General features: G+C 71.5%; 21 protein-coding genes. 6 read left to right on the top strand and 15 right to left on the bottom strand.

Going from position 1 to position 25705, the window contains the following annotated elements; genetic code table 11:
* Nucleotides 1-7: 7 nt before the first annotated feature.
* Together WMF39_RS29095 and WMF39_RS29100 are read right to left on the bottom strand one after the other, a co-directional pair.
* The gene (locus tag WMF39_RS29095; protein WP_437739744.1) at nucleotides 8-793 is read right to left on the bottom strand and encodes a hypothetical protein; all 786 of its coding nucleotides are present in this window, start codon (nucleotides 791-793) and stop codon (nucleotides 8-10) included.
* Between the two features lie 454 nt (nucleotides 794-1247).
* Nucleotides 1248-2288, bottom strand: coding sequence for a hypothetical protein (locus WMF39_RS29100; protein WP_437739745.1), 1041 nt, complete (start codon nucleotides 2286-2288; stop codon nucleotides 1248-1250).
* Nucleotides 2289-3083: 795 nt separating this feature from the next.
* On the opposite strand from WMF39_RS29100, the gene WMF39_RS29105 reads away from it, so the two are divergent.
* On the top strand, nucleotides 3084-3767 hold the full coding sequence (locus WMF39_RS29105; protein WP_437739746.1) for an HAD family hydrolase: 684 nt from the start codon (nucleotides 3084-3086) through the stop codon (nucleotides 3765-3767).
* A 193-nt stretch (nucleotides 3768-3960) separates the two neighbouring features.
* On the opposite strand, the gene WMF39_RS29110 is transcribed toward WMF39_RS29105, so the two are convergent.
* The 5 genes from WMF39_RS29110 to WMF39_RS29130 form a co-directional block, all read right to left on the bottom strand.
* On the bottom strand, nucleotides 3961-4797 hold the full coding sequence (locus tag WMF39_RS29110; protein ID WP_437739747.1) for a hypothetical protein: 837 nt from the start codon (nucleotides 4795-4797) through the stop codon (nucleotides 3961-3963).
* Complete coding sequence (locus WMF39_RS29115) at nucleotides 4794-5819, bottom strand: AAA family ATPase (RefSeq protein ID WP_437708213.1); 1026 nt, start codon at nucleotides 5817-5819, stop codon at nucleotides 4794-4796. The genes WMF39_RS29110 and WMF39_RS29115 overlap by 4 nt, the downstream gene beginning before the upstream one ends.
* Before the next feature lie 589 nt (nucleotides 5820-6408).
* On the bottom strand, nucleotides 6409-8022 hold the full coding sequence (locus WMF39_RS29120; RefSeq protein ID WP_437739748.1) for a GMC family oxidoreductase: 1614 nt from the start codon (nucleotides 8020-8022) through the stop codon (nucleotides 6409-6411).
* A gap of 40 nt (nucleotides 8023-8062) precedes the next feature.
* Nucleotides 8063-8548 (bottom strand): sugar dehydrogenase complex small subunit, encoded by a 486-nt coding sequence (locus WMF39_RS29125; RefSeq protein ID WP_437739749.1) that lies wholly within the window; start codon nucleotides 8546-8548, stop codon nucleotides 8063-8065.
* A gap of 213 nt (nucleotides 8549-8761) precedes the next feature.
* Entirely contained in the window at nucleotides 8762-10153 is a 1392-nt protein-coding gene (locus WMF39_RS29130) for a cytochrome P450 (RefSeq protein WP_437739750.1), read from the bottom strand.
* 121 nt (nucleotides 10154-10274) lie between these two features.
* On the opposite strand from WMF39_RS29130, the gene WMF39_RS29135 reads away from it, so the two are divergent.
* The 3 genes from WMF39_RS29135 (at nucleotide 10275) to WMF39_RS29145 (ending at nucleotide 14109) form a co-directional block, all read left to right on the top strand.
* Nucleotides 10275-12098 carry a MutS-related protein gene (locus WMF39_RS29135; protein ID WP_437739751.1) on the top strand — a complete coding sequence of 608 codons (1824 nt, stop codon included), beginning with the start codon at nucleotides 10275-10277 and terminating at the stop codon, nucleotides 12096-12098.
* A 1-nt stretch (nucleotide 12099) separates the two neighbouring features.
* Complete coding sequence (locus tag WMF39_RS29140) at nucleotides 12100-13083, top strand: hypothetical protein (RefSeq protein ID WP_437739752.1); 984 nt, start codon at nucleotides 12100-12102, stop codon at nucleotides 13081-13083.
* Nucleotides 13084-13341: 258 nt separating this feature from the next.
* Nucleotides 13342-14109 (top strand): hypothetical protein, encoded by a 768-nt coding sequence (locus WMF39_RS29145; RefSeq protein ID WP_437739753.1) that lies wholly within the window; start codon nucleotides 13342-13344, stop codon nucleotides 14107-14109.
* Between the two features lie 239 nt (nucleotides 14110-14348).
* Here the strand turns inward: WMF39_RS29145 and holA are convergent, their stop codons facing one another.
* Both holA and WMF39_RS29155 read right to left on the bottom strand, forming a co-directional pair.
* Complete coding sequence (gene holA, locus WMF39_RS29150) at nucleotides 14349-15425, bottom strand: DNA polymerase III subunit delta (protein ID WP_437739754.1); 1077 nt, start codon at nucleotides 15423-15425, stop codon at nucleotides 14349-14351.
* Nucleotides 15426-15514: 89 nt separating this feature from the next.
* Entirely contained in the window at nucleotides 15515-16051 is a 537-nt protein-coding gene (locus tag WMF39_RS29155) for a hypothetical protein (protein WP_437739755.1), read from the bottom strand.
* 52 nt (nucleotides 16052-16103) lie between these two features.
* Here WMF39_RS29155 and WMF39_RS29160 point away from each other — a divergent pair, with 52 nt between their 5' ends.
* A complete protein-coding gene (locus tag WMF39_RS29160; RefSeq protein WP_437739756.1) occupies nucleotides 16104-17354 on the top strand; it encodes an SLC13 family permease in 1251 nt (416 codons plus the stop codon).
* 58 nt (nucleotides 17355-17412) lie between these two features.
* Here the strand turns inward: WMF39_RS29160 and WMF39_RS29165 are convergent, their stop codons facing one another.
* The gene (locus WMF39_RS29165) at nucleotides 17413-17610 is read right to left on the bottom strand and encodes a hypothetical protein (RefSeq protein WP_437739757.1); all 198 of its coding nucleotides are present in this window, start codon (nucleotides 17608-17610) and stop codon (nucleotides 17413-17415) included.
* A 292-nt stretch (nucleotides 17611-17902) separates the two neighbouring features.
* On the opposite strand from WMF39_RS29165, the gene WMF39_RS29170 reads away from it, so the two are divergent.
* Entirely contained in the window at nucleotides 17903-18664 is a 762-nt protein-coding gene (locus tag WMF39_RS29170; RefSeq protein WP_437739758.1) for an SDR family oxidoreductase, read from the top strand.
* A 37-nt stretch (nucleotides 18665-18701) separates the two neighbouring features.
* Here the strand turns inward: WMF39_RS29170 and WMF39_RS29175 are convergent, their stop codons facing one another.
* The 5 genes from WMF39_RS29175 to WMF39_RS29195 form a co-directional block, all read right to left on the bottom strand.
* A complete protein-coding gene (locus WMF39_RS29175) occupies nucleotides 18702-21104 on the bottom strand; it encodes a PAS domain S-box protein (protein ID WP_437739759.1) in 2403 nt (800 codons plus the stop codon).
* Between the two features lie 249 nt (nucleotides 21105-21353).
* Nucleotides 21354-22196 (bottom strand): CPBP family glutamic-type intramembrane protease, encoded by an 843-nt coding sequence (locus tag WMF39_RS29180; protein ID WP_437739760.1) that lies wholly within the window; start codon nucleotides 22194-22196, stop codon nucleotides 21354-21356.
* Between the two features lie 53 nt (nucleotides 22197-22249).
* Entirely contained in the window at nucleotides 22250-23221 is a 972-nt protein-coding gene (locus tag WMF39_RS29185) for an OmpA family protein (protein WP_437739761.1), read from the bottom strand.
* Between the two features lie 17 nt (nucleotides 23222-23238).
* Nucleotides 23239-23640, bottom strand: coding sequence for a DUF4398 domain-containing protein (locus WMF39_RS29190; RefSeq protein WP_437739762.1), 402 nt, complete (start codon nucleotides 23638-23640; stop codon nucleotides 23239-23241).
* A 102-nt stretch (nucleotides 23641-23742) separates the two neighbouring features.
* Nucleotides 23743-25656, bottom strand: coding sequence for a DEAD/DEAH box helicase (locus WMF39_RS29195; RefSeq protein WP_437739763.1), 1914 nt, complete (start codon nucleotides 25654-25656; stop codon nucleotides 23743-23745).
* Nucleotides 25657-25705: the final 49 nt, after the last annotated feature.

The following is a 25705-nucleotide window of genomic DNA, read 5'->3' on the forward strand; positions in this document are numbered from 1 at the left end:
CCTTTCTTCATGTCTCTTCGCCTGAGATGAACAGCGGGCAGGCAGTGGGGCAGTTCGCGCCGCAGTCGATGCCTGATTCGTTGCCGTTCATCACGCCATCCTCGCACGTCGGGCGACGGCACCTGCCGTCCGCGCACACACCGCTCTGGCAGGACTCGTGAGCGTCGCACCGCCGGCTGGCGGCGCATGCGGGACACGACGGCGCGCCGCAATCGACGTCGGTCTCGGCGCCGTTCAGGATGCCATCACGGCAGCTCGTCTCCTTGCACAGCATGTCCGAGCCGCACGCACCCTCGATGCAGTCGCTGTCGGCCGTGCACGGCTGTCCTGCCCTGCAAGGCTGGCACCGGCCACCGCAGTCCCGCGCCGTCTCGCCCGAGGCATCATCAAAGATGGCGTTGTCGCACCACTCGAGGACGCACGTGCCCGATGTCGAGCAGGCATACGAGGGGGTCCCACAGTCCTCGTCGCGAAGGCATCCGACCAGATGCCCTTCGCCATCGCAGTACCCGGAACCCTCTTCGGCGTTCCCCGCTGCCCTCGGACGGTGCACGCTGACCCCTTGCACGCATGCGTCGATCGTGCACTCGTTGCCGTCGTTGAAGACGTCGCCGTCGTCGGCCTCGGCGACCACCCGCCCAGCCTCGTCACAGCGCAGGGTCACACAATCGCCAGCCCGCTGGTTAGGGAATCGCTCTCGCAGGGCGAGCCTGCAGACCTCCGCGTCGCACATGGCCTCGCCGCAGCGGGGGTCCGCAGGCTTCGGGCAATCCTCGGCTGTCTTGCACAGCATGGCGTTGCACTCGCTGATGGGCCGACACTCCCGCTTGCAGGAATCGCCGTCTTCCTCCCTCGCACCGGGCTCGCAGCAGCGCGCCTCCTCCGGGTCCGGACACCGGCAGCGCCCGTCGATGCACTGCGTTCCGCTCAGCTTGGGGTGGCAGTCTGCGGTTGAATCGCAGAGAGGTTCCTGTTCCACATCGACATAGGCGTCACCGCTGCAGGCAGCCCAGAGCAAGCAGCCCAGGAACACCGCGCCGGAAGCGCACAGCCCGCGCTGCCACATTGGAGCCATGATATCAGGCCTCCTCGTCCGGAGGATCGTGGAGATCCCAGCCATGCGTCGATCGACGCGTGCTGTTCGCATTGCGATCAACGTCCGCAAATTCTCCACCAAAGATGAACTGCCATTCAGAAAGATGAAGTCGGCTCTCCGCGCGGGAGCACGTCTCTGCGGAGCTCGGGCGCTACCACGAGAACGAGAGCCCCAGGCCCGGGGCGGACCCCGCGGCCTCCACACGGACCTTTGCCTGTGGCGCGAGCAGGAACCCCGCGGCCACGGCGCCGCCGGCCGAAAGACCCGCACCGACGAAGGCGCCCACGGACAGGGCCGTGAACGTCTTCGTGCGCCCATCGGCGTCGGCATATGCGTCGCAGGCAGGGAGCCCCGGCCGGCAATGGAAGACCTCCCGCTCCGCCCGGGAAAAGGCGGCGTCCCGCTCCTCGGCAGCGTCGTTGGCCTCCACGACCGAGAGGGCCCCGACGGTGGCGAGGGCGGCCGACGTGGCCGCGAGCGCGCCCACAGTCCACCACCGGAGCGCGGGGCTGCGCGTGGAAGGAGGCGGTGGCGCGACGGGCCGCGAGGCCACCTTGCTCACCGGAGGATGCGCTGGCGCTTCGGCTCGGGAGCGCGGGAACGTCAGCCAGACGGTCCTCTCGCCGCCCGCGTCGACCGCGGCCACGTCCTCGCGCTGCGCCCCGGCGAGCTGTCCGCTCACGCGGTGCTGGCCGGGAGCCACGTACACGGGGCGCGGGAGCGGGGACACACCGATCTGCCGCCCGTCCACGAGCACGGCGGCGCCAGGCTCGCTCACGCGCAAATCGAGCGCGCCGACGTGCCGCCGCGCTTCCGCGAAATTGGCCCTCGCGAGCTCGTAGCTCTCCTTGAAGCCCGGGGGCACCCAGATCTTCGGGGCGTCGGGGGTGCCGACCATGTCGAAGTAGATCGAGAGGAACTCCGCCGCCCTGTCGAAGTCGTGCAGCCTGAACGACAGCATCCCCACGCGGAACGCATCGGAGGCGCTCTTCGTGAGCCCCCACAGCGTCAGGTGGATGTCGCGCGCGTCCGCGAGCCGCCCCTCGTCCAGGAGCCGCTTCGCCTCGTCGAGCATCTCACGCTCCGGCCCGGTCGGCGGCGGCCGCCGCGGGAGGGGCGCTGCCGCCGCCGGTGCTGGGCAGGTGAGCAGCAGCAGGATCGCGGTGATCGGGCTGAGCAGCGGGCGTCGCATGGTCTTGTCTTCCGGGTCTCCTCCGCGCGGCGAGGGCGCCCTGCGCAGGTCGCGAGGGCGCCGCAGGCGTGGAGCGCCTCGGGCTCAGGGTCGAGGGCCTGGCACGGGCGCTCGGGCAACGCGCTCTCTCGATTTCCAGCGCCTCTCCTACCAGAGATCACCGCACGGTTGCGCTCGAAACGCTCGACACCAAGAGAAGATGTGAGGACGAACGACGCGACAAGAAGGCGCCAGGGCCAACAACGCGCATTGCGCTCAGCGAACAAAAATTCTCACACCAAATGAGCTTTTGCCCCCAAATTTTGACTGTGTCCTCAACCTGGATCAGCTGGCGCCCGAGATCACCGCACAGCTGCGTTCGAACCACTCATTATGTAGGGTCGACATCAAGGCGAGCTCGTCGCATTGCATCGAGCGGCATTATTTTCTCATGTTTGATGCGCCATCGCTCCCAGAATTCTCAACCTGGGTCAGCCGATGCGACGCAGAGAGCTACGCAGAGAGCTGGCGCCTCAACCTGGGTGAGCTGACGGGGCGAGCTGACAGCTCCTCAACCTGGGTCTGGGTCAGCCGATGGGTCAGCCGACGCTCCGGAAGCTCCCAATCTGGGTGAGCTCGCGCGGGGCGGGCGACGCGGCGAGCCTTCAACCAGCCGCCGGAAGTCCCCGCGCCGGTCGACCCACGATGACGCCGACGACTCCCGGCCGAGCCGCCAGGCGAGGCCGCGACGAGGCCGTCGCGCCCGCCGCCCTTCCGCGCTCGCCCTGGGGCGGCGCCGGTCTATACCATGGGGACATGCGCCCCTCCGTGCTCCTCTGGGACATCGACGGCACCCTGCTCTCCACCGGCGGCGCAGGCCGGCGCGCCATGGAGCGCGCGTTCGCCCGGTACGCCGACCGGCGCGACGCGTGCGAGGCGTTCTCGTTTGCCGGCATGACCGACCGGGCCATCATCCGGACAGGGCTCGAGACGGTCGGGCGCGAGGCCACGGAGGACGCCATCGACGCGCTCCTCGCGATCTACGTCGAGATCCTCGCGCAGGAGATGTCGCTCGCCGGCGACACCCGGGTCCACGCCGGCGTCATCGAGGCGCTCGACGCCGCCGCCCGGCGCGCGAAGTGCGCCATCGGCCTCGGCACGGGGAACGTCCGCGCCGGGGCGCAGGCGAAGCTCACCCGGGTCGGCATCTACGAGCGGTTCGCGTTCGGCGGCTTCGGCTGCGACCACGAGCGCCGCGACGAGCTCCTGCGCATCGGCGCGGCGCGCGGGGCGGCGATGCTCGAGGCGCCGCTCGACGCGTGCCGCGTCGTCGTCATCGGCGACACCCCGAAGGACATCGCGGCGGCCCGGGCGATCGGCGCCGAGTCGATCGCCGTGGCCACCGGCACCTACGCCCTCGCAGAGCTCGCCGCATGCGCCCCGACCCACAGCTTCACCGACCTCCGGGCGAGGGGCGCGCTCGAGGCGCTGCTCGGTTGAGATCCGAGATCTCTCGGCGAGCGGCCGCCCGACCGCTGCGGCTCCGATGCGACAGGGTGTCTCCGCGAGATCACGCCAATGGTCGACTGATCCTCCGGAAGAGGATCGGATGGCGCGGCGAGTTCTCTGACACGTGGGGCGGCGGGTGCGTGGAGGTCAAACCCGCGTAGGTCCGCCGAACGAGAACCTGTGCTCAGTGACCGATGCGACGCCGGATTGCGGTTCGCAGCTCGCGGATCTCCTGCGGTACCCGATTCAGATCGAGCTGAGCTCTGGCGATCTCCTGGACGAACGTGAGCCGACATTCGGGGTCTTTCGGACGCTTTCTGGTCCAGATCCTGGTCGTGAGGTCGCGGAGGATCTCCTTCCCGGAGAACTCCTGCCGCCAGGCGCCGGTGCTCAGCATCGCGCGGTAGCTGGCCTCGTGATCCGTGAGCTTCCTCGCGATCGTGGCCACGTTGCCCCAGTCTGGCTGGAGCGTGGGCAGGACCCGCGCCCACCAGAGGCTACCGGTGATAGCAGCCTCGGCGTCCCCTTGCGATTTGACGCGATCCCTCCGCGGATGTTCGAGAAAATCGTCGACCACCGCATCGCGGATCTCGGTGATCGTACGGCGGCAGCTCATCCACCAGGTGAGCGGCGTCGCGAGCATCGTGAGCTCCTGCTCGACCTGCGCTGCGTTGAGGCCGGAGGTGTTGACCTGGCAAGCAGCGATGGCATCCGGGTCGAGGAGGAGGTTCTCGATCTCGACGACATCCGCCGTCAGGACCACCACCGCGTCCTCGTTCCACCGTGCCCGATTGGAACCGCCGAAGTCTCGATCGCGAAAGCCAAAGACGTGCGTATTGTAGTCATTTCGTGCGGCATTCACGACGGCGTGGAGGTGCCCGTGACCACCGGCGACGAGTACCTTGATGTGCAACTCGCCTTCCCACGCCGTCTGGAGGTACGTGCGCGTCTCCTCGTCCTCGACCCAGAGATAGGCCGGGAAATTTCGGTACAGGCCCGTCACGTCCGACGACGGCTTCATGACGCCTCTTGCGTGCGCGGAAGAGGCTGCGCTTCGCGCCATGCGCGCGAGCGGGGATCCGTGTCCGGCACGAGGAGGAAGCGCGCGTAGCTGGCCGTCTGATCCCAGACCGCATCGGCGTGCGAGGCAACGAGGATCTGCACGTCCGGGGCGAGCGCGTGGAGGGCCGGGAGGATCGTCGCCTGCCACTGCGGATGCAGGTGCAGCTCGGGCTCATCGATGACGAGCAGGCCGCCTTTCCAGTCGTTGAGGATGATCCAGCCCGCAAAGGAGAGGAGCTCGATCTCGCCCGAGCTGATCTGGTCGATGGAGCAGATCCTTCTCCCGTCGTCGGTCACCACGAAGAGATCGGCGAGCAGCTCTTCATCGTCCGGATCGACGATCTGGGCGTCGATGCGGGTGCCGTCGTCCCCGTGGAAGCGGCTCCACGCATCGTTGAGCCGGTTGAGCCAAGCATCCGCCCTTCCGAACCCCGGCAGGGTCCCCTTGTACCCCCCTCGCGCGCGCTCGTCATTGATCCGTTGCTTGAGCCGCCACAGGCGGTTGGTCTCGTTGTCGATGGGACGCCCGCCGCGCCCGACGAGCGGCTTGATCGGGCCTACCAGCTCCGGCGCGCGCCAGGAAGAGAAGTACTCGACGGCCAGAGACTGCAACCACTGAGGAGGAATCGGCTCCTCCGCGCCGTCAGGAAGACGGTGGACGTGCTTGTCCGCCGTGCGGATCCAGGTGGTCGGATTCGCACCGTCGATGGCGACGTCTACTTCGATGATGGCACCTTCGGGCACGAGGACACGCCAGTGCTCTTCCCTGCGGGAGCGCTCGAGGTCACGCACGATGAGCGGGCCCATCCCCAGGCCGAGGAGCACCGCCTCGATCACGCTGGTTTTCCCGCAGCCGTTGGGCCCGGCGAAGACGGCCTGCTGCACTGAATCTCCCCGCGGCGTGGTCAGCTCCACCTCCAGCGCTTCCTGGATGCGCCGGAATTTCTCGATCCGGATCCGGAGAATCTTCGGTGCGTGCAAGGGACCTCCTTCGCGGGCGCGGGACGCTAGCACAGGCCACGGGGCGTTCGAAGGACGGGGCGGGCTTCAGGATCGCGCCGACGTCCGCGCCGCGCCAGACCTGGACCCCGCCGAGCGCGAACCGGAGAGCCGCCGTGGGTCACGCCCCCGCCGACGCTCACGGTCGAGCACATCGATCGCGGGCGATCGGATCCCGCGGAGGTCGTGCGCCGCGACCCGACGAGAGGCGTCCCCGAGCGGCGGCGGACGCTCTGTTCTGCGGTCTGGACGGGTCCCGAGCGGCGGCGGACGCTCTCATCGGGCGGAACGGGCGCGCCGGGCGGGACAGGCGCCGCGGGCTCGCCCTCGGGTTTGCCGTTCTTCCGGGCGGCTCCCCGGCCGCTCGGCCCGACGCGCCAGCTCGCGAGCGGCGCGAGCAGCTTGTCCGCGAGCTCCTGCGCCTCCGGCTCGTCGGGCTCGACCGAGCCCATCATCAGGTGGTGCCGGTGGCCGGTTACGCCGGCCGTGGCACACCACCCATGTGCTCGACCGCATCGCCGATGCTCCTGATCAGGGCTCCAAGGTCGAGCCCGAATCGCGACGCCCGGGGTCAGCGCCCGAGCGCGGTCGCGATGGAATGCGCGGCGCGCAGCGCGAGAGCGGCGATGGTGAGCGTGGGGTTCACGGCGCCGCCGGTGGGGAAGACGCCGCTGCCGAGCAGGTAGAGGTTGTCGTGGTCGTGCGCGCGCAGGTTCGGGTCGACCACCGAGGTGTTCGGGTCGGCGCCCATCCGGTAGGTGCCCATGATGTGCCCGGCGCCCTCGTGATCGAGCCGGTGCTCGCGGAGCGTGGCCCCGAGCGCGTCGAAGATCCGGTCGTGGATCGCGCGCGCGGCCGTCATGCCGTCGCGGGTATAGGGGTCGATCCGGTAATGAAGGCGCGGCCGCGGCAACCCGAGCGCGTCGCGCTCATCGAAGGCAGGCGTGACGCGGTTGTCGGGATCGGGGAGCTGCTCCATCAAGCTGGACACGCAGAGCTGCCGGGTGCAATGCCACGCGAGCTCGGCAGCGAGCTGCTGGCCACGTAGACCCTTGCGCACGAGATCGGCCGCGGCGACCTCGGGCCCGCCGATCGGCCACTGCCACCCGCTGTTGCCGAGCTCCACCCGGAACGCGGCGCGCACCCCCCGAGAGGCGCTGTTCCGCGTGGCGTCGATTCCCCCCGTCGAGAGCGGTCCGCGGGGCTGACCGAGCGCCTCCGCGGCGAGCGCCCAGCTCAGCTGGATGGGGTGATCCATGAGGTTGCGCCCCACCTGGCCGCTCCTGTTCGCGACCCCGTCCGGCAGCGCGTCGGTCCGGGACATCAGGAGCAGCTTGGGCGTCTCGATCCCGTGCGCCGCCACGATATAGACCTTGCCCGAGGCCTCGTGATCGGTGCCGTCCGGGCGCTTGAACAGGACACGCGACACGCGCCCGTCAGGGCCGATGCCGACGGCCGTGGCGATGGCCTCTTCCACGATCCGCACGCCGGCCAGCTCGGCCTTCTTCACGTGCATCGAGGCGTCATAGCGAGCCGCGATCGGGCAGATGGGGATGCAGGATTTGCTGCCACAGCACGCGGGCCGGCCGTCGTACGCGGCGCTATTGCGCGCCTGTGCCGTCGCGGTCACCGGATAGCCGAGGGCCGAGATCCTGTCGGCGATGCGCAGATCCGAGTAGCTGTGGGGGATGGGCGCCATGGGGTAAGGCGTGCTGCGCGGCGAGCCGAGGCTGTCATCGCCGGCCACGCCCATCTCGATCTCGCTCTCGACGTACCAGGGTTCGAGCACGTCGTACCCGATGGGCCAGTCGACGCCGACTCCATAAAGGGTCTTCATCCGGAGATCGTCGGGGAGGAAGCGGAGCGCGGTCCCGAGCCAGTGCCAGGTCGTCCCGCCGACGACGCGGAGGTACGTGCTCTTGAAGAGGTCCGGGCCCTCCTGCACGTAGTACCCGTGGGGAGCGCTCTCGCTGGGCGCAGGCGCGGCCATGGAGCGAGGAAAGGGGGCGTCCAGCGTCTTGACGACGGCGCTCCGGTAGGCGCTGACGGCCTTGTCGCGGTCGACCCGCGGCCCCGACTCCAGCACGAGCACCCTGGCGCCCGCCTTCGCGAGCCGGTAGCCGGCCAGCGTCCCCGCGATGCCCGCGCCCACGATGATCACATCCGCTTGCAGCCTGTCCCCCATACCGAGCTCCGTCCGGGCGGCGGCAGCGCGCCCCGCCGCCTCACCCCGCGGGCGGCTCTCCCCAGGACCCCATCGCCCCGCCGCAGATGCCCGGTGCGCTTGTGTAAGGGAGCGATCTCCACGCGAGCGAGCCCTCGTAGGTCGCCAGCGCGCGCCCGTCGGCCGCGTCGTACTGGCCCGTGTACCAGAACAGGAGGATCTCGTCCGCGAGCGCCCGCAGGCGCGCGTCGGCGAAGACGCCTCGCGCGGTCAGGTCATCGAGGGGGCACGCCGGAGCGTCGCCGACGAGCCCCGCCCTGGTATAGAGGTCCGCGAGCGCCGCGGCCTGCTCCGGACGTGCGAGCAGGCAGTCGAGGTAGATCTGCGCGTGGTCCCGGGCGAGGTCGCCAACCCCGGTGAGCACCGTGGACAAGGCGAGGAACCGGTCGAGCGGCGTGGCGGCCCGGCCGCAGACCACGTGCCTTGCAAGGCCGGCGGCCGCGGCGAGGAGCGCGCAGATGAAGAGGGCGAAACGGCGCCGGCCCATGCGGAGTCTGCCTCTCTGGGGGATCCGCCCCGGATTGAGCAGCTGGCTGCTGCTGTTGCCACGAGGAAGCTCGTGGCGCAGGCCATGGTGAGATGAGGGACGGGGTGCCCGGCGTCAATCACGATCTCCCCTGGCCCACGAGGTTCGCTCTCATCCATCCTCTGCTTGACCGTCTCTCCTCGACCGCTCCCCGTCCGTCGTGGTCGATCGGCTTCAATGCCCGCCCGCGGCGCTCCGCGCCTCGAATCGCGCCGGCACCCGGCCAGACGGCCCGAGCGCGGTCGTGCCGCGCGGTCGCGCTTCCTTTGGCCGCAGCGCGACGAGCCTCCCCCGCTGCGCGAGCCGCGCCAGCACGATCGCCATCTCCGTCAGCCCGAAGTGGTTGCCAATGCATACGTGCGGCCCGCCCCCGAACGGCATGTATGCCCAGTTCTTGCCGGCGCCCGTCGTCGCCGGGTCGCCCGCGAAGCGTTCCGGATCGAAGCGGCGCGGCTCGGGCCAGAACGACGGGTGGCGGTGCATCGCGAAGGGGGAGATCAGGACCGACGTTCCGCGCGGGATGGCATAACCGCGGATCTCGTCGTCCTCGACCGCCTCGCGGACGATCATCCAGGCCGGCGGGTAGAGCCGCAGCGTCTCGCGCAGGACCATGGCCGTCCGCGTCAGCCTGGGCACGTCCTCCGCCTCGGGCGCGCGACCTCCGAGCACGCTGTCCACCTCGCCTCGCACCCGCTCCCATTCGTGCGGGTGCAAGGTGAACAGGACCGTCGCCCACGTCAGCGCGTTCGCCGTGGTCTCGTGCCCGGCGAAGAAGATGTGCAGCACCTCGTCGCGCAGCTCCTTCCGGGACATGCGCTCGCCGGTCTCCTCGTCGCGCGCGTCGAGGAGCGCGTCGAGCAGGTCCCCCGGCCGCTCTCCGCCCTGCTCGCGCCGGTCGATGATGCCGTACACCACCCTGTCGAACGCCGCGGTCGCCTCCCGGATACGCACGTTGAAGGGCAGCGGCCAGGACAGCGGCACCCTGAAGGGGAGCAGCATCCGGATCTTGATGTAGCGGTCGATCTCCGCGAGCGCGCCGTCGAGCGTGGCGATGTCCGACGGGAGCTGCTGCGAGAACATCGTCTCCACGATGACGTCGCGCGTGATGCCGAGCAGGAGATCGTGGGCGTGGAGCTCCTGGCCATCGGTGAGGCGCGCGAGGTGGCGCTCGGCCACCGCGTTCATCGCCGCCGTCATCCTGGCGATCCGCGCGCGAGAGAAGCTCGGCTGCATGATGCGCCGCTGCCGTAGCCAGAACGGCGGATCGCTGATCGCCAGGCCGTTGCCGAAGACGGGCTGTACGGTCTCCCTCGACTTGTCGCCGCGCAAGTACTTCCTGGCCGCATCGTGGAGCACGTAGCGAGCGTCGTCCGGGTGGGTGAGCATCACCATGCCCGCGGCCCCGAACGGGATCCGGGCGATCGGCCCCTTCTCGATGGCGACGCGCTCCAGGAAGCCCGCGGCGTCGATCGCCATCCACGGCAGGCTGCCGAGCAGCGGGATCGAGGGAGCAACAGGGATCTCGGAAACGGGGCGAGCGGGCGGTGAGGGGGCTGCGGTCGTCATGGGCGGCTCGCCCGAGGGTACATCAGCGCGGTCGCGAAGGCGGTCCCACGGCGGCACCGGGGGAAACGCGGGGTTTCGCGGGAGACGGGGAACTTTTCCCGCGGGCGCGGGTCGTCTGCTCATGCACCCGATCCGCGCGCAGGTCCCCACCGAGAGCATTGCCCGCCCGCCCGAGCCCGGTAGGCCCCACGCGCCCGAGGTGCCCCACGCGCCCGCCCTCCCGTCCACGGACAAGATCCCCAGCCTGCTCTTCGTGGACCCGCCCGCGCGGACGGATCTCGACGAGCTGCGACAGTCCCTCTCGTTCGCGTTCACAAGCGGCGTCTCCGGCGGGCTCTTCAGCCAGGCGCTCGATCGCGCGCCCATCGGGCCCTCCACGTGGGATCCGAAGAGCTTCGCGCCGGACCTGTTCCTGGAGGAGCTCGTGGCCCGGTGCTTCCGCGTCCGCGTCGGGGGGCACGAGGCCGTCGTCAACCGAGGGTTCATCCTCCGCGTCCTCTCCCGGCCCCCGAGCGACACGCGCGTGACCGAGCTCCGGAGGGGGATCCTCCACGAGCTCTCGGGCTCACCCACGTTTCGCACGCAGCTCGAGAGGCTCTACACGGCCTCGTGCCGGATGCGAGGCGCGCTCGAGGGCGCGGTGGCAGGGAAGAAGTTCGATCCGACGCGGCGGCAGCTCGACGTGCTCGCGATCGTCAAAGAGGTCTTCGACCTGATGAGCGGGTCGTTCGAGGGCGCGCGATCGGGCCTCTCCCGGCTGCGCGACTTCGGCCAGGCGGTGCAGGCGACCGAGGGATATCGATCGATGGCGGATCTCCTCGATTACGACGAGCACCTCGCGACGCTCCGCCTGGACATCCGCGTCGGCGCCGACGGCCGCATCCGAGGCTTCGACGTCGTGACCGTCCGGGAGCGGCAGGAGAACCCGTTCGTGCTGTCGCCGGTGCGGCGCTGGCTCGCGAAGCTCGAGATGTTCTTCCGCGGGTACAGCTTCGGCGACGGAGAGGTCATGGCGAGGCTCGTCGACGCGGTGTTCGAGGGCGTCGAGGATCAGGTCGTCAAGCTGGTCCCGCTCGTCGGAGAGATGGAGGTCTACCTGGGAGCGCTCGGCTTCCGGGATCTCGCCGAAGCGGCGGGGCTCGAGGTCTGCCTGCCGGAGCTCCGGTCCGCCGCGGAGGGCGAGCGCGCGCTCCTCGGCCTCTTCAATCCGCTCCTCGTCGCCGGCGGAGGGAAGGCGGTGCCGTGCGACGTCGTGACCGATCGGGCCGACACGACGCTCCTTGTCACGGGGCCGAACTCGGGCGGAAAGACGCGCCTGCTCCAGTCGGTGGCGCTGACGCAGCTCCTCGCGCAGGCGGGCATGTTCGTGCCGGCGCGCAGGGCGAGCGTCGCCCGCGTCCCGGGGCTCGTGGTGTCGCTCATCCAGGAGACGAAGTTCGATCAGAGCGAGGGGCGGCTCGGCATGGAGCTCCTCCGGATCCGCGCGCTCTTCGAGGAGCTCGGCCCGGGAGCGATGGTGATCCTCGACGAGCTCTGCTCGGGGACGAACCCGTCCGAGGGGGAGGAGATCTTCGAGCTCGTCGTCACGCTGCTCGAGAAGCTCCGCCCGCAGGCGTTCATCACCACGCATTTCCTGACGTTCGCGGCGCGGCTCGAGCGGGAGAAGGCGATAAGGAACCTCCGGTTCGTCCAGGTGGAGCTCGACGCGGCGCAGAAGCCCACGTACCAGTTCGTCGACGGCGTGGCCGCGACCTCGCTCGCGGCCCAGGCCGCGGCCCGGCTCGGCGTGACCCGCGGCGAGCTCGAGGGCCTCATCGATCGCAACATCGATCGCAACCAGCCCGCCTCCCGAGCGCTGTCCGTCGTGGGTCGGGACTCCGCGTTCGCGGGTTCCTCCGTCGTGGGTCGGGACTCCGCGTTAGCGGGTCCCTCCGGGGAGAGCTGACGTGGCGACGTTCCTCACGACGGAGCGGATGAACCCCGCGCTCCGCGCGCGCGTGGAGCGGGCCGCCAGCCACCGGGCGCGCGCGCGCCATCACGCGGCTCGCGCCGGGATCAAGGGGACGTTCGCGAGCGACAAGCGGCTCGGGCGCGCGCGGCTGCTCACGCTGCTGGCGGCGGCGGCCATCGTCCTCCTCGCGATCGCGATGTACGTCCAGGATCGCCGCGCCGTCGAGGCCGAGCGTCGCGCCCTGCTGGCCGTGCTCGACGAGCGCCGCGCGGAGTTCCCGGCGGGCCACGAGGGCTTCGTCGAGGCGACGGATCGCTGGATCGGCGAGGCCGCGGGCGACGGGGACCCCTCCGATGTCGTCGACCCTTCGCTCCGCGCTCCAGGGGCCCTCGACGCCCTGCTCCGCCGGCCCGCGGTGTACGTGCGCGCTCCTCGCGCCGAGCTGCGCGACGCTCGCGGGATCGACGACGCCGCGCGCGGATCCGACAAGGATGCGTTCCTCCTGTGCCTCCTGAAGCCTCCGCCCTCGCCCTCGGAGCGCGATCTGCTCACGAAGGTGCGAGGCGTGTATTTCGGCGGGACCAAGGTCGACGAGGAGACAGCGAACGTTCGCCGGCTCGCCGAGGCGCGGCTCGGCCTCGCGGTGCTCGGCCCCGTGTTCGAGGGCTCGGTGCGCGCGGCCCGCGACGTCGCGGCGGTGAAGAGGCACCGCAAGGAGCTGGATCACTCCCCGATCGAGCTGGCGAGAAAGGCGGCCGGCGCGGAGGTGCTGATCATCGTGGCCGACAGCCCGGCCGAGCTCAAAACGTCCGCGAGCTCGGCGCGCGTCTCGCTCGTGGATCTCGCGGCGAAGAAGGTCCTCCTGCGCGTGGGCCGGCGGGTCGACGAGCAAGGGCTCTCGCCGATGGGCGTGATCCATCGCGAGCAGATCGAGGGCTGCGGCCTCGCCTTCGCTGTGCGGCGCAGCGTCGAGGAGTGAGCGCGTCGATCCCCGGAGCGCGAGGCGGTCACCGAGCTCCGGCCCGCTCATCACCTGCAACGTTAGCGGTACACGTCGAGGCGACCACGATCTCGGTCGCTCACTGCGGGGTCGTCGGCTCGAGGTCCGCCGCGCTCAGCGCCCCGTGCGGCTTCGGCGAGGAAATGCTCATCCGCTCACGAAACGATCTCCGGGCGCCGCAAGCGGCGCTACGCCGTGGTTCGAGTTGGCACCGGTAGGCTGTACGATGACCCCTCGATGACCCTGGAGGAAGCGCTTCGAAGGTTGTCCCCGTTCGCGGAGCCGCAAGGATTCGACATCGAACGCTTGCGACAGAGCCTCGCTTCCGACCCGTCGAGCGCGCGGGTGACCCAAGTCTTGCGCGAAGCCCTCGAAGCAGGTGAGGTCACGCCGTCCGCTTGGCAGAGCACGACGGGTTCCTCCACCCCCGACGACTTCAGCCCGGCATTCGGTCGACTGTGGGATGAGCTTTGCCGGGTAGACCTTGCCGACTGGGCCCACGGATTCCCCGAATGTTGGAGCCAAGCAGCGCTTCGACTTTGGGCGTACACGAACGGGTGGCTCATCAGCAGCGAGGACGAAGATCTGGCGCTCATGACCGAAGACTTCGTTCCGGGGTTGCTCGAGGTCGCCCGAGAGCCCGCTTGCCCGAAGCGAGAGTACGTCCTCGGGCTCGTCCGTTGCTGGGCGCGCAACACCGCCGCCACGGCGGCAGGTCGCGACGCTTTTCCGGACGTGGTCACGCGGCTCGCCGGGTACGAATCGCTTGCACGACAAGCCAACGATCCCGAACTTGCAGACTACCTTCGGAGGCTTGGCTCTTATGGAGTCCCTGGGCCCGTCGATCGCGAAGGGGCGCACCAGCGTGGACGCGACCTGACTCGGAGCTACGAACCCAAGCCAGAAGAGGTCACGGTAGAGCGCGACGGCGCCTGTTGGCGGGTGGAGCTGCCCGAGCGACCGAAGATCCTCCGCATTGCGTTCTCCGACGGTCGCATCTCGTGAGACGCGCTTCGGTGGACATCGTGGACCTGCAGCGCCGGCAGCTCCTCGAGATCACCCGACCGAGCGCTCGCAGAGGAGCGCGTCGCGATGCAACAGGACGGCTTGGTGCGGCCGTCGCTCAAGCGCGCCTTCGCCGACGGGACGCGGGCAGGTTGCTGATGCAAATAGAGGGTCAGCAGAGCGCCGAGCCCCTCGCACGCCGGCCGCGCGCGGCGCCTCCCCCCCGCGCGGCCTCGCGCTCAGCGCGCGCACATCTCCATCAGCATCGCCTCCAGCACCGCCTGCGCCGGGCGGCGGCTGCTCTTCAGCGCGAGATCCGTCTCCGCGAGCACGCGCATCCAGCCGGCGAGCGCGCCCTTCGGGAGCTGGCGGACCGACTGCGCCACGTCGTTCGCCTTGAAGGGGGCCACGCCCGCGCGCTGGGCGGCCTCGGCCTGGCTCGCGCCCCCGGCGAGCGCCGACTCGAACTTCACCATCTGCCGCACCGACCACGAGACCGCCCCGAGCAGCCGCAGCCCGCCGTCGCGCGGATCGTAGGCGTCGGCGAGCGCCGCGAGCGCGCGGTCGAGGCGCCGCTTCCCGAGCGCGTCGATCAGCTCCCAGACGGTGCTCTGCCGGATGCGGATGACTATCTGGGCGATCGCGTCCTCGGTGATCGGCTGCTTCGGCCCGACGTACAGCGAGAGCCGCTCGAGCGCGTCGACCACGTAGCCGAGCTCGGGCCCGGCGAGCTCGGCGAGCTGATCGGCCACGTCGGGCGCGATCGGGTTGCCCTTCTCGCGGGCGACGGTCGCGATGAAGCCGGGCAAGGCGCGGCGGTTCAGGGGCTCGCACGCGACAAGGAAATCGCCCTTCTTGGCGGCGGTGACGAGGCGGCGCTGGCCGTGGAGCTTCGTCGCGACGAGCACGAGGACGGCGCTCGGCGACGGCGCCTTGGTGTACTCCGCGAGCGCGTCGAGCGGGCTCAGCTGCTTCGACACGCCCCGTTTACCGCCCGCGCCGCTCGCGCCGCGGTCGTCGTCCCCCTCGCCGTCGTCGCCCTCGTCCTTCTTCTCCCAGCGATCGACGCCGCGGACGAGCACGAAGCGGCGCGGGCCCATCATCGGGAGCATGCGGGCGGCGCCGAGGATCGACTCGATAGGCGCGTCGCCCGCGGTGAACTTGTCCTCGTTGAAGCCGGCGATGCCCCCCTTGGCCGCCGCTTCCCGGATCGCGCTCACCACGCGATCGACGAGCCAGCGCTCCTCCCCCAGCACGAGGTAGACGGGGCGGAGGGCGCCGGTGGCCGCTTCCTTCAAGGCTTGGTCGGGCGTCACCGCTCCGGCATCGGGCGTTCAGGCGGGTGCGTCAAGGGCGCCGCGCTCGCCCCCGGCGCCGGCGGGCCCGAGCCCGGCCCTCCCCTCGATCACGGCAGCGAGAACGGGACATCGACGCGCACGTTCGCCCCTGGCGGCGCGACGGCGACCGCCGGGAGCGCGGCGGCCACGCAGGCCGTGACCTCGGGGCTCGACGCCTCGCGATCCTCGATGATGCCGCGCGCGAGCTGCCGGCCCTGCGCGTCGAACGTGAGATTGAAGACGTACTTCACCCCGCGCGGCGCCGGCTGCGCCGCGACCGCCGGCTTGTAGCAGCGCTCGATCAGGGCCGGCCGGTGCGCCTCGAGCGCCCGCGCGGCCTGCGTCGCGACCTCGTCGCGCGGCACGCTCGGCGCGGGCCGCGGCGCCGGCGCCTGGAGCGGGCGCACCGGCGCGCCCGCTCCAGACGCCCGAGCCGCCGACCCCGCGGCGGACGCCGCATCGGCAGGCGGCGAGGGCGCTCCCCCGGCGGGGCGCGGGTCCGTGGGGACGCCGGCTGGGCCGTGGCGAAGGCCGAGGTAGACCGCGGCGGCGATCATGGCGCTGCCGAGGAGGATCGCGGTGGGGGTCGAGAGCTGCCTGCCCATGCCTTGGCATTCAGTTTGACAGGATCCCCCCCGACCACTCTAGATCCGCGCCGTGTGGTCCGTCCTGCTCGTATTCGCCGTGACGTACATGCTCATCGCGGCGCGGCGCCTGTCGATCCTGCCCATCGGACGCCCGGCCGGCGCGCTCGCGGGCGCGTGCGCCATGGTCTTCCTGAGCGCGATCCACCCGGGCGCCGGCCTGGACCCGCGCGAGGCGTTCTCGGCGATCGAGCCGAACACCATCGGCCTCCTGCTCGGCATGATGCTGCTCGCGGCGTCGCTCGACGCCGCGGGGGTGTTCGAGCGCGCCGCCGCGTGGGTCGCGCAGCGGGACCTGTCGCCGGTCCGCCTGCTCTACCTCGTCACGGTGGGCTCCGGGCTCGCCTCCGCGGTGCTGCTGAACGACTCGGTCTGCGTGATGCTGGCGCCGCTCGTCGACCGGACCGCCCGGCGCGCGGGGCTCGAGCGGGCGCCGTACCTCCTCGCGCTCGCGATGGGCGCCAACGCCGGCAGCGCGCTCACGCTCGCCGGCAACCCGCAGAACATGCTCGTGGGCCACCTCTCCGGCATCTCGTACCGCACGTACCTGCTGGAGGCGGGCCCCGCCGCGCTGATCGGGCTCGCCGTCACGGCCGTGACGCTGCACCTGCTGCTCCGGCGCCGCATCTCGGTGCGGACGCCCGCGCCCGAGCCCGCGCCCGAGCCCGCGCCGGCGGGAGGCGCCCGGCCGAGCGCCCTGGCGCCGCTCGCCTGCATCGCGGTCGTGTCGGCGCTGTTCGTGCTCGGCGCGAACCTGGCGTGGACGGCGATCGGCGGCGCGACCGCGGTCATCCTGCTCCACCGGCGCGACGCGAACGCCCTGTTCGAGCGGGTGTCGTGGACCGTGCTCGTCTTCTTCGGGGCCCTCTTCATCGTCGTGGCGGGCCTCCAGAAGACCGGCATGCCCGAGCAGGCGCTGCGCGCGGCCAGCCCCTTCCTCCCCGCCGGGCCGACGATGGGCCTGCTCGGGCTGAGCATCGCGATGCTCGTCGGGTGCCAGATCGTCTCGAACGTCCCCTTCATCCTCCTGGCGGACTCGTACATCCGCAGCCAGCCCGATCCGCACCTCGCGTGGATCACGACGGCGCTGGTGTCCACGCTCGCGGGCAACCTCACGCTGCTGGGCTCGGTGGCCAACATCATCGTGGTGGAGACGGTGGGCGCCGAGCGCGAGATCGGCTTCCGCGCTTACGCCAGGGTGGGTGTCCCGGTGACGCTCGCCTCGACCGCCGCGGCGCTGGCCTGGCTCCTCCTCGTACGGTGAGCCGCGCCGCCGCGGCGCGACCTCGCCACGCCGCCACGCAGAGCAGGCGCCGCGCCGATCACAGCGGCGCCTGCTCGCGCAGGCGCAGGCGGCGATGCCGCACCCCAGCGCGCGCGAAAGGGCGCCGCCCCGGCGGCCTGCGCCGCACGTCGAGCCACGCGTGGATCACCGTGATCCCGACGGCCGCACAGAACACAGGCCCCATGGCGAGCATCACCAGGAGCCGCAAGGCTTGCCGGATCGCACGCTTGTTCATGTGGCCCAGCGTACACCATCCCCGGTGGGCCCAGCAGCGATTGAATTGAAAAAATTCAACTTTGCTGCTGGAAAGACCTCTTATCAAGCTTCAACGAGGAAAAATCTTGTATCGCTGGATCGTGCTCGTTTACAGCTGGGGGTGGCCGACCTCGACCCTCTGTCGGCCTCTGCCGCGCGGCGAGCGGTCCGCGCCCGCGCGGCAGGGACGCCCCCTGGAGGCGCGCCTGTGCGGCCGATCTCCTTCGCAGCGGCGAGCGAACCGCGGCCACCCATCTCCTGGAGGAGCCTGAATGGCGCACCAACTATCCAAACGAGTCGCCCTGGTCACCGGCGCTTCCCGCGGCCTCGGGGCGGCCATCGCCCGCAAGCTCGCGGCCTCGGGCGCGCGGGTGGCGGTCAACTACTTCGGCAGCGGCGAGCAGGCGGCGCGCGTGGTCGAGGACATCCGCCAGGGCGGCGGCGAGGCCGAGGCGTTCCGGGCCGACGTGCGCGACGAGCAGGACGTCGCCCGCCTCGTGGGCGAGGTGCAGGCCCGCCTCGGCCCCGTCGAGGTGCTCGTGATCAACGCGACGGGCCCGCAGCCGTTCGTCAAGCTGGAGGACCTGACCTGGAAGCACTGCCTCGACCAGCTCGAGTTCTTCGTGAAGAGCCCGGTCCTCCTCGCGAAGGCGGTGGTCCCGGGGATGAAGGAGCGCCGGTCGGGGCGGATCATCAACGTCGGGTCCGAGGTCTTCGAGCAGGGCGTCCCCGAGTTCTCCAGCTACGTCTCGGCGAAGGGCGCGCAGCTCGGCCTCACGCGCTCGTGGGCGATGGAGCTCGGCCCGCACGGGATCACCGTCAACCAGGTGTCCCCGGGCTGGGTCGTGGTCGAGCGCCACATCCAGGAGGGCGCGAGCGCCGAGGCCATCGAGGCCTACCGGGCGGGCAACCCGCTCCGGCGCATGGGCACGCCGGACGACATCGGCGAGGCCGTCGCCTTCCTCGCGTCCGACGCCGCCGAGTTCATCACGGGCCAGAAGCTGTCCGTGAACGGCGGCAGGACCCTGGCCTGAGCTGCTCCTGGAGACCGAGACGAGGCTCCTGCTGATCTCAGACCTCCCCGCTGCACGCCGCCTCGGCAGCGAACGGCAGCGTGAAGCGGAACGTCGTCGTCGCGCCGGGGGAGCTCTCGACGGAGATCGTCCCTCCGTGGGCCTCGACCAGACCCTTCGTGATGTAGAGCCCGAGGCCGACCCCACGCACGCGGCGCGCCTCGCCCTCGGGCGTGCGCGTGAAGCGCTTGAATAAAAGCGGCAGCGACGCCGGCGGGATGCCGGGCCCCCAATTTTTCACCTCGATCTGCGCCGCCCCCCCGGCGGCCCGGACGGCGACGACGATCTCTCGCCCGCGCTCCCCGTATTTCGCGGCGTTCGAGAGCAGGTTCGTGATGATCTGCTCGAGGCGGCCCGCGTCCGCCCACACGGGCAGAAGCTCGTCCTTAATCTCCACGCGCACGGTGTGGCCAGCCGTCATGCCGGCCGCCTTCTCGACGATCTCCACGAGCTGCGCGCGCAGAGCCACGGCGCGAGGCTCAAGCTTGAGCGCCTGCACCTCGATGCGCGTCGCGTCCAGGAGATCGTCGGCCATCCGGCTCATGCGGTCGACGGACACGGCGATCCTCGCGAGTTGCTTCTCGCTGTCGGGGGGCACGTCACCGCCCAGCCGGACGCGCAGCAGCTCGCTCGCCGTCGCGATGCTCTGGATGGGCTGGCGGAGGTCGTGCGCGATCACGCCGGTCCACTCCTCACGCTGCCGCTGCATCTCCTTGAGCGACGTGATGTCCTGGAAGACGGCGACGACGCCCTGGATCTCGCCGTCGTCCGACCGCACCGGTGCAGCGTTGACGAGCCCCGGGACGAGCGCGCCGTCCGCGCGCCGGAACAGCACCTCGACGCTCGTCACGATCTCCCCGCGGCGCAGGGCCCGGATGATCGGTAGCTCGTCCCACGGCACCGGCTCGCCCGACGGACTCCGCACGTCGAAGCGCGCCCGGCGGCCACGGGGGTCGAGCACCTCGGCCGACTCACAGAGGTAGTCGGCCGCGACCCGGTTGAGCATGGTGAGCTGCGCGTCGGCGTCGATCAGCATCACCGCCTCGGGCATCTGCTCGATCACGGCCTGGAGCCGCCGCCGCTCTCTCGCCTCGGCGTTCCGGTGGCGCTGCTCCGCTTCATGAGCGCTCGCGAGCTCGGCCTCCATCGCCTTGCGCCGCGCGACGTCACGGCAAATCCTCGAGAAGCCGACGAGCCGGCCCGCCTCATCGAAAATCGAGGAAATCGTCATTTCGAGCTCGAGCCTCCTCCCGCCCTTGGCCCGGCCCACCGTCTCGAAATGCTCGCCGCGCTCGCCACGACGGAGGCGCGTGACGCTCTCCTCCGCCTCGCCAGCGCGCTCGGGGGGAGAGAGCATCGCCACAGGCCGCCCGATCACCTCCTCGGCGGCATATCCATAGAGGTGCTCCGCGGCCGGGTTCCAGCTCTGGATGATCCCGTCAGGGTCGCCGCCGATGATGGCGTCGTCCGAGGAGTGGGTGAGCGTCGCGAGGAACGCGCGCGCCGCCTCTGCCCGACACCGCGCCTCGTCGAGCAGGTTCAGGCGCACCGCGCTCATCCAGACCACGATCCCGAGGAGCAGCGTCGTGACGACCGAGACGAGCGAGAACGCCGCCGCCAGCGTGTACGCACCCGTCGCCATGCCCGCCAGGAAGAGACGGCCGAGGACGAGGGGGAGCGCGAGCACGCACGGCAGCAGGGGCCGCAGCAGGATGCTGCCTGGCGCGCTCGACCTGAGCGTGGCCATCGCCCCGTGATCGGGCCGCGCCGCGAGGATCCCGGCGCACAGCGCGAGCAGGGCGATCCCCCCGTGGAGCGGCATGCCCGTGAACGGAACCAGGAGCAGCAGCCCGTAAAAATAGCCGTCGCCGAACACGTACGCGGTCAGCGCGCTCAGCACGAGGGCCGCGGCCGGCAGCACGAGCAGCTCCGCGATCGGCCGGCCACGTCGCGTATCCGTGCGGAGCATCAAGAGCCCCGCGCCGATCAGGATGAAACAGAGAAGGGTGTTCGGCGGGGGCCTCCCGGGAAACGGGCCCGGGAAATCGACGGTGTTCGGGAAGAGCAGCGTGTCGATGCCGAGCTCCCAGCCGAAGGCATACTCCGCGAGGACGCCGACGCCGAACGCGACGACGGCGGCGGCGCAGAGCTGCCCGAACCGGCGCAGCAGCGCCGGACGCCCCTCCCCGCCCAGGATCCAGAGCGCGGCGCCGGAGAGGATGAAGGCGACCGCGGCATTCGGCACCATGCTCGGCAGACCCTCCCCGACCGAGACAAGCGGGGTCACGCCCATCGACCACCCCAGCAGAGCCGCGGAGCCGATCCCGATCGCGCAGGCGGCTGTCACGGCCACGCCGCGCGGCGCACCATGCCAGGGCTCCGCCGCCCAGCGGTACTTCATCAGATCCTCCTATCACAGCGTTGCGCGGAGTCCGATGGTTCGCCTCGGATGACGCTGCCCCTGGCGAACCCATGACTCAGGTTGAGCTCGTCTGCCCGGGCGCGTACCGGGGACGCACATCCCGGACGGTGATGCAGGGCTCGGACCGAGGGCCACGCGCGGCGGCGGACGCTGCGCGAGTCCGGCGAGCGGTCACCCGGCGCGCTCAGGCTCTGCGTCCGACCCTGGCCGGACTTCGGGCGGGCGGAACTAGAGAAGCCCGCGGTGGGCCAGGGAGAGCAGGTCCATCGACGTCGCGACGACGACGTGGATGGCGCAGCCGCCCCAGATGGAGTCGCTCTTCAGGCTCACCGTGCCGAGGATGAACCCGGCGAGCACCGAGCCGAGCGCCTCGGGCAGCGGCTTGCCGAAATGGATCATCGCGTAAGGCACCATCATGGCGAAGATCGACGAGTAGCCGAGCGCGCGGCGGATCCCGTGGAGGAAGAAGCCGCGGTAGAAGAACTCGAGCGCAACGAATTGCGCGGCATAGAGCGCCTCCCACGCCCAGAGCCAGGGCCACGGGCCCTCGCCCGGCGCGAGCTTGTAATAGGGATACTTCGCCTGGAAGGCCGGCGAGAGCGACGCGCCGAAGAGGAACGGCGCCATGACGGCGAAGAGGAAGCCATAGACGGGCAGGTGCCGCGCCGTCCCGCGGACGCGCAGGCCGAAGCTCCGGATCGGCGCCCGCAGCACGAGCTTCGCGACGACGAGGGTCGGTATCAGATAACCGACGAGGCGGCCGAGCGCCCAGACGATACGCTGGTGAAAGCGGCGATCCGGCGACGTGTTCAGCGCCTCGTGGAGCCTCGCCGCGGCGCCGTCGAGGCCCACGGCGCGCAGGCCGTCGACCATCCAGCGGGTGTCGTTCTCGTTGCCAGCGAACCGGACGAAGATGAGCACGCCGATGACGGTGAGGAACACACACACCATCCGGCGGGTGACCTCGCCCGCGGGCGTGGTGGCCCGGTGGTGCGCCGCCTCGGCGTCGAGCCGGTCGCGCAGGTCGATGACGTACTCCTGCCAGATCCGGCGGAAAAAGCGTCCGATCACGCGCCGTGCTTATCACCGCCGGCGCCCCCGGCACAACCGTGCGGCAGGCGCTTCTACTGCTGGGTGGTGGGATTGACGATGATCTCGACGCGCCGGTTGTTGGCCCGGCCCTCGGTGCTCGTGTTCTCCGCCACGGGGCGGTCCGGCCCGTGGCCCACGGTCGCGATCTTGTCCCCGGGCAGCCCCGCCGTGATGAGGTGGGCCTTCACGGCGTCGGCGCGCTCCAGCGAGAGCTTGCGGTTCGCCTGGGCGGAGCCGGTCGAGTCGGTGTGCCCCTCGATCCTGATGGGCGGCGACCCCTGGTCCTTCAGCGTGGCCGCGACCTGGCTGAGCTTCTCCTTGGCGATCGGCAGGAGATCGGACTTGCCCGAGGCGAAGAGCACCGCGCCGGAGAGCGTGATGACCACGCCGCGCTTCTCCTCCTTCACCGCGGCGATCTCCTTGAGGCTCGCGAGCGCCGCGTTCGCGACGCGCTCGGCCTCCCGCCGCGCCGCCTCGGCCTCCTGGCGGGCCTTCTCCGCCGCGGTGCGCGCGCTCTCGGCCTGCAGCCGCGCGCTCTCGGCCTGCTGCTGCGCGGTCTCGGCCTGGGCGCGCGCGTGCCGCTCCCGCTCGATCTGCTGCTGGCCGCTGTGCAGCGCCTCCCTCGCGCTGGCGAGCTGCTGCTGCGAGAGGTCCTTGAACGCGTCCTCGGCCGCGGCCTTGTCGCGCTGCGCCTGCAGCAGCGCCGCCGCCGCCTCGGCCTCCTGGGCCTTGCGGTCGGCGATGTACGCGAGATCGCGCGTCTGCGGGGCCTCGGCGTCCTCGCCGAACGCCCCCTCGGCGCGGGAGAGCGCCTGCTTCGCCGTGTCGAGCTGGGCGGGCGCGAGGCGCGAGGCGGCGCCTTCCGCCGCGCGCCTGTAGCTCGCGCGGGCGTCGACGAGCTCCTTCGGCGGGACCGCCGCGCCGCACCCCGACGCCGCGTAGAGCGCGGCGCACAGGGCGAGAGACCGGGCAGGCCAGGACGGGTTCTTCACCAGAGATGCCATCACCATCACCTCTCGCTTCACTTGACCCCCGCCTGCTTCATTTTCTCGACCTGCTTCAGCGCCTCCTGCGCCTCGGCCTGCGTGGAGCGCGCCTTCGCGAGCGCCAGCGCGAGCTCGGCGTCGGCCTCGGCGCGCTGGAGGAGGCGCGTGGCAGACTCGTTGTCCTCGGCCTGCATCTGCTGCTTGGCCTTCTCGAGCTGCTCGCGCGCGAGCTTCAGGTGGAGGGTGGCCTGCGGGTCGGACCCGGCGCCCATCTCGTCGGCCGCGCGGATGGCGGCCTGGGACGAGGCGAGCTGGTCGTTCGGCGGAGGCACGGTGCCGCCGCACGCGGCGAGCGCAAGACCGAGCACTGCAGCGAGCACCGCGGCCGGGCTCGCGAGGCGGCGTAGGGGTGGCTTGTTGTTCGGGCTTCGGTTCACCCGGCCGTTGTACAACACCCGAGGTCTCCGAGAAATCAGGAAACCCCTGCCGTTGCGAGCGATCTCGGCCGTCTGCCTCGGTCCGCCGCGCCAGGGCAGGCGCTACTCGACGCGCATCGAGCTCGCGCGGACGATGCGGATCCGCGCGTCACGCGCGTCGGGCTGGTTGACCGCGCGCGCGAACTCGGGCGCGGCGGGGGACGCCACCTCGACGACGGACGCGGTGGAGCCGATGCGGATCGCGCCGATCTGCTGGCTCGACACGCCGCCGCGGCGGCACACGAGGGCGAGCAGACGCCGGGGGTCGGCGCCGTGGCGCTCCCCCCAGTTGACCTGGAAGGGCACGAAGGGGAGGCGCGGGGGCTGCTCCCCGTTGCCTTGACGAGCGGCGGGGCGAGCGCGCGGCGGCGCCTCGGACCAGGACGGTGTGGAGGGCCGGGCGCGCGACGGCGCCCCGGACCAGGGCGGCGCGGAGGACCGGGCGCGCGACGGCGCCCCGGACCAGGGCGGCGCCGGCGGCCGGGCGCGCGACGGAGGCGGCTCGGAGCGGGGCGGCGCGACGGCGGTGACGGGCTGCGGAGCGCAGGGGCCGTTGTGCTTCGCCCGCGCGAGGAGGGCCGCGACGAGCTCGGTCGCGTCCATGTCCGCGAGCAGGCGGGCGGCGAGCTGCCTGTGCCGCGCCTCGGGCGCGGGGCCGGACGCCTCGCGCGGGCCGCGCACGTTCGCGTCGACCGCGGCCGCGTCAACCGCGACGGCATCGCCCGCGACCGCGTCGTCCGCAGCCGCGCCCTCCCGGCGCGCCGCGGCGAGCTCGGCGGCGAGCCGCTCGTCGGCGGCGCGGAGCACGTCGTCCGGCGACGGCGCCGGCCGGAACGTGGCCTCGACGCGCGCGCGCCGGAGCAGCCTCAGCGCGTGCTCTCGCGCGAACGGCGCGACGAGCAGCACGCTCGTCCCCTTGCGGCCCGCCCGGCCGGTGCGGCCGCTCCGGTGCGTGAAGATCTCGGGATCGCCAGGGGGATCGGCGTGGATGACGCGCCCGACCTCGGGGACGTCGATGCCGCGCGCGGCCACGTCGGTCGCGACGAGGGTCGTGACGGCGCCCGAGCGAAACGCGTCGAGCGTACGGGTCCGCTCGCGCTGCTCGAGGTCGCCGCTCAGGGCGCGCGCGGGCAGGCCGAGCGCGGTGAGCTTGTCGGCGAGCTCGGCGGCGCCCTCGCGGGTGCGCACGAAGACGAGCGTGCGCTCGCCGGGCGCGAGGAGCAGCAGGTTCACGACCGCCGCGTCGCGCTCCGCCGGCAGCACGAGGTGGGCGACGTGGGCGATGTCGCCGTTCGCGGCGCCGGGGCGCGTGCCCTCGACGCTCACCGCGTCGCGCTGGAAGCGATCGGCGAGCGCGCGGACCTCGCGGGAGAAGGTGGCCGACACGAGGTGGGTCTGGCGCTCCTCGGGCATCTTGCCGACGATCGCCTCGAGGTCGTCGCGGAAGCCGAGGTCGAGCATCTGGTCCGCCTCGTCGAGCACGAGGGCGAGGACGCCGCGCGGGTCGAGGGTCCCGCGGTCCAGGTGATCGAGCAGGCGGCCGGGCGTCCCGGCGATGACCAGGGGGTCGCGCCGCAACGAGCGCGCCTCGGCGCCGAAGCTCGTGCCGCCGGTGACGCACGCGACGCGCGCGCCGAGGGGCGAGAGAAGCCAGCTGAGCTCGCCGGCGATCTGCGCGGCGAGCTCGCGCGTCGGCGCGATGATCACCGCGGCCGGAGCCGCCGCAGTCCGGGGCGCGCCGTCGGGCGCGGCCGCGGCGGCGCGGTCGGCGAGGGCGCGCTCGAGGCGGGGGGCGAGCGCGAGGCCGATGGCCACGGTCTTTCCGGAGCCGGTCTGCGACGAGACACGAAGGTCCCGCCCGGCGAGCTCAGGGGCGAGGACAGCCTGTTGGACGGAGGTGAGGGAGGTGAAGCCGCGGCGGGCGAGGGCGCCCGCGAGCGGCGCGGGCAAGGCGTCGAGCGGTGAGTCTGGATTCATGAAAGCCGCGCAACCTAGCAGAAGCTGGACGGTTGTCGCGGCCAATCGC

Origin of the sequence: Sorangium sp. So ce1504 (genome assembly GCF_051521635.1) — a bacterium.
Classification (GTDB): domain Bacteria; phylum Myxococcota_A; class Polyangia; order Polyangiales; family Polyangiaceae; genus Sorangium; species Sorangium cellulosum_B.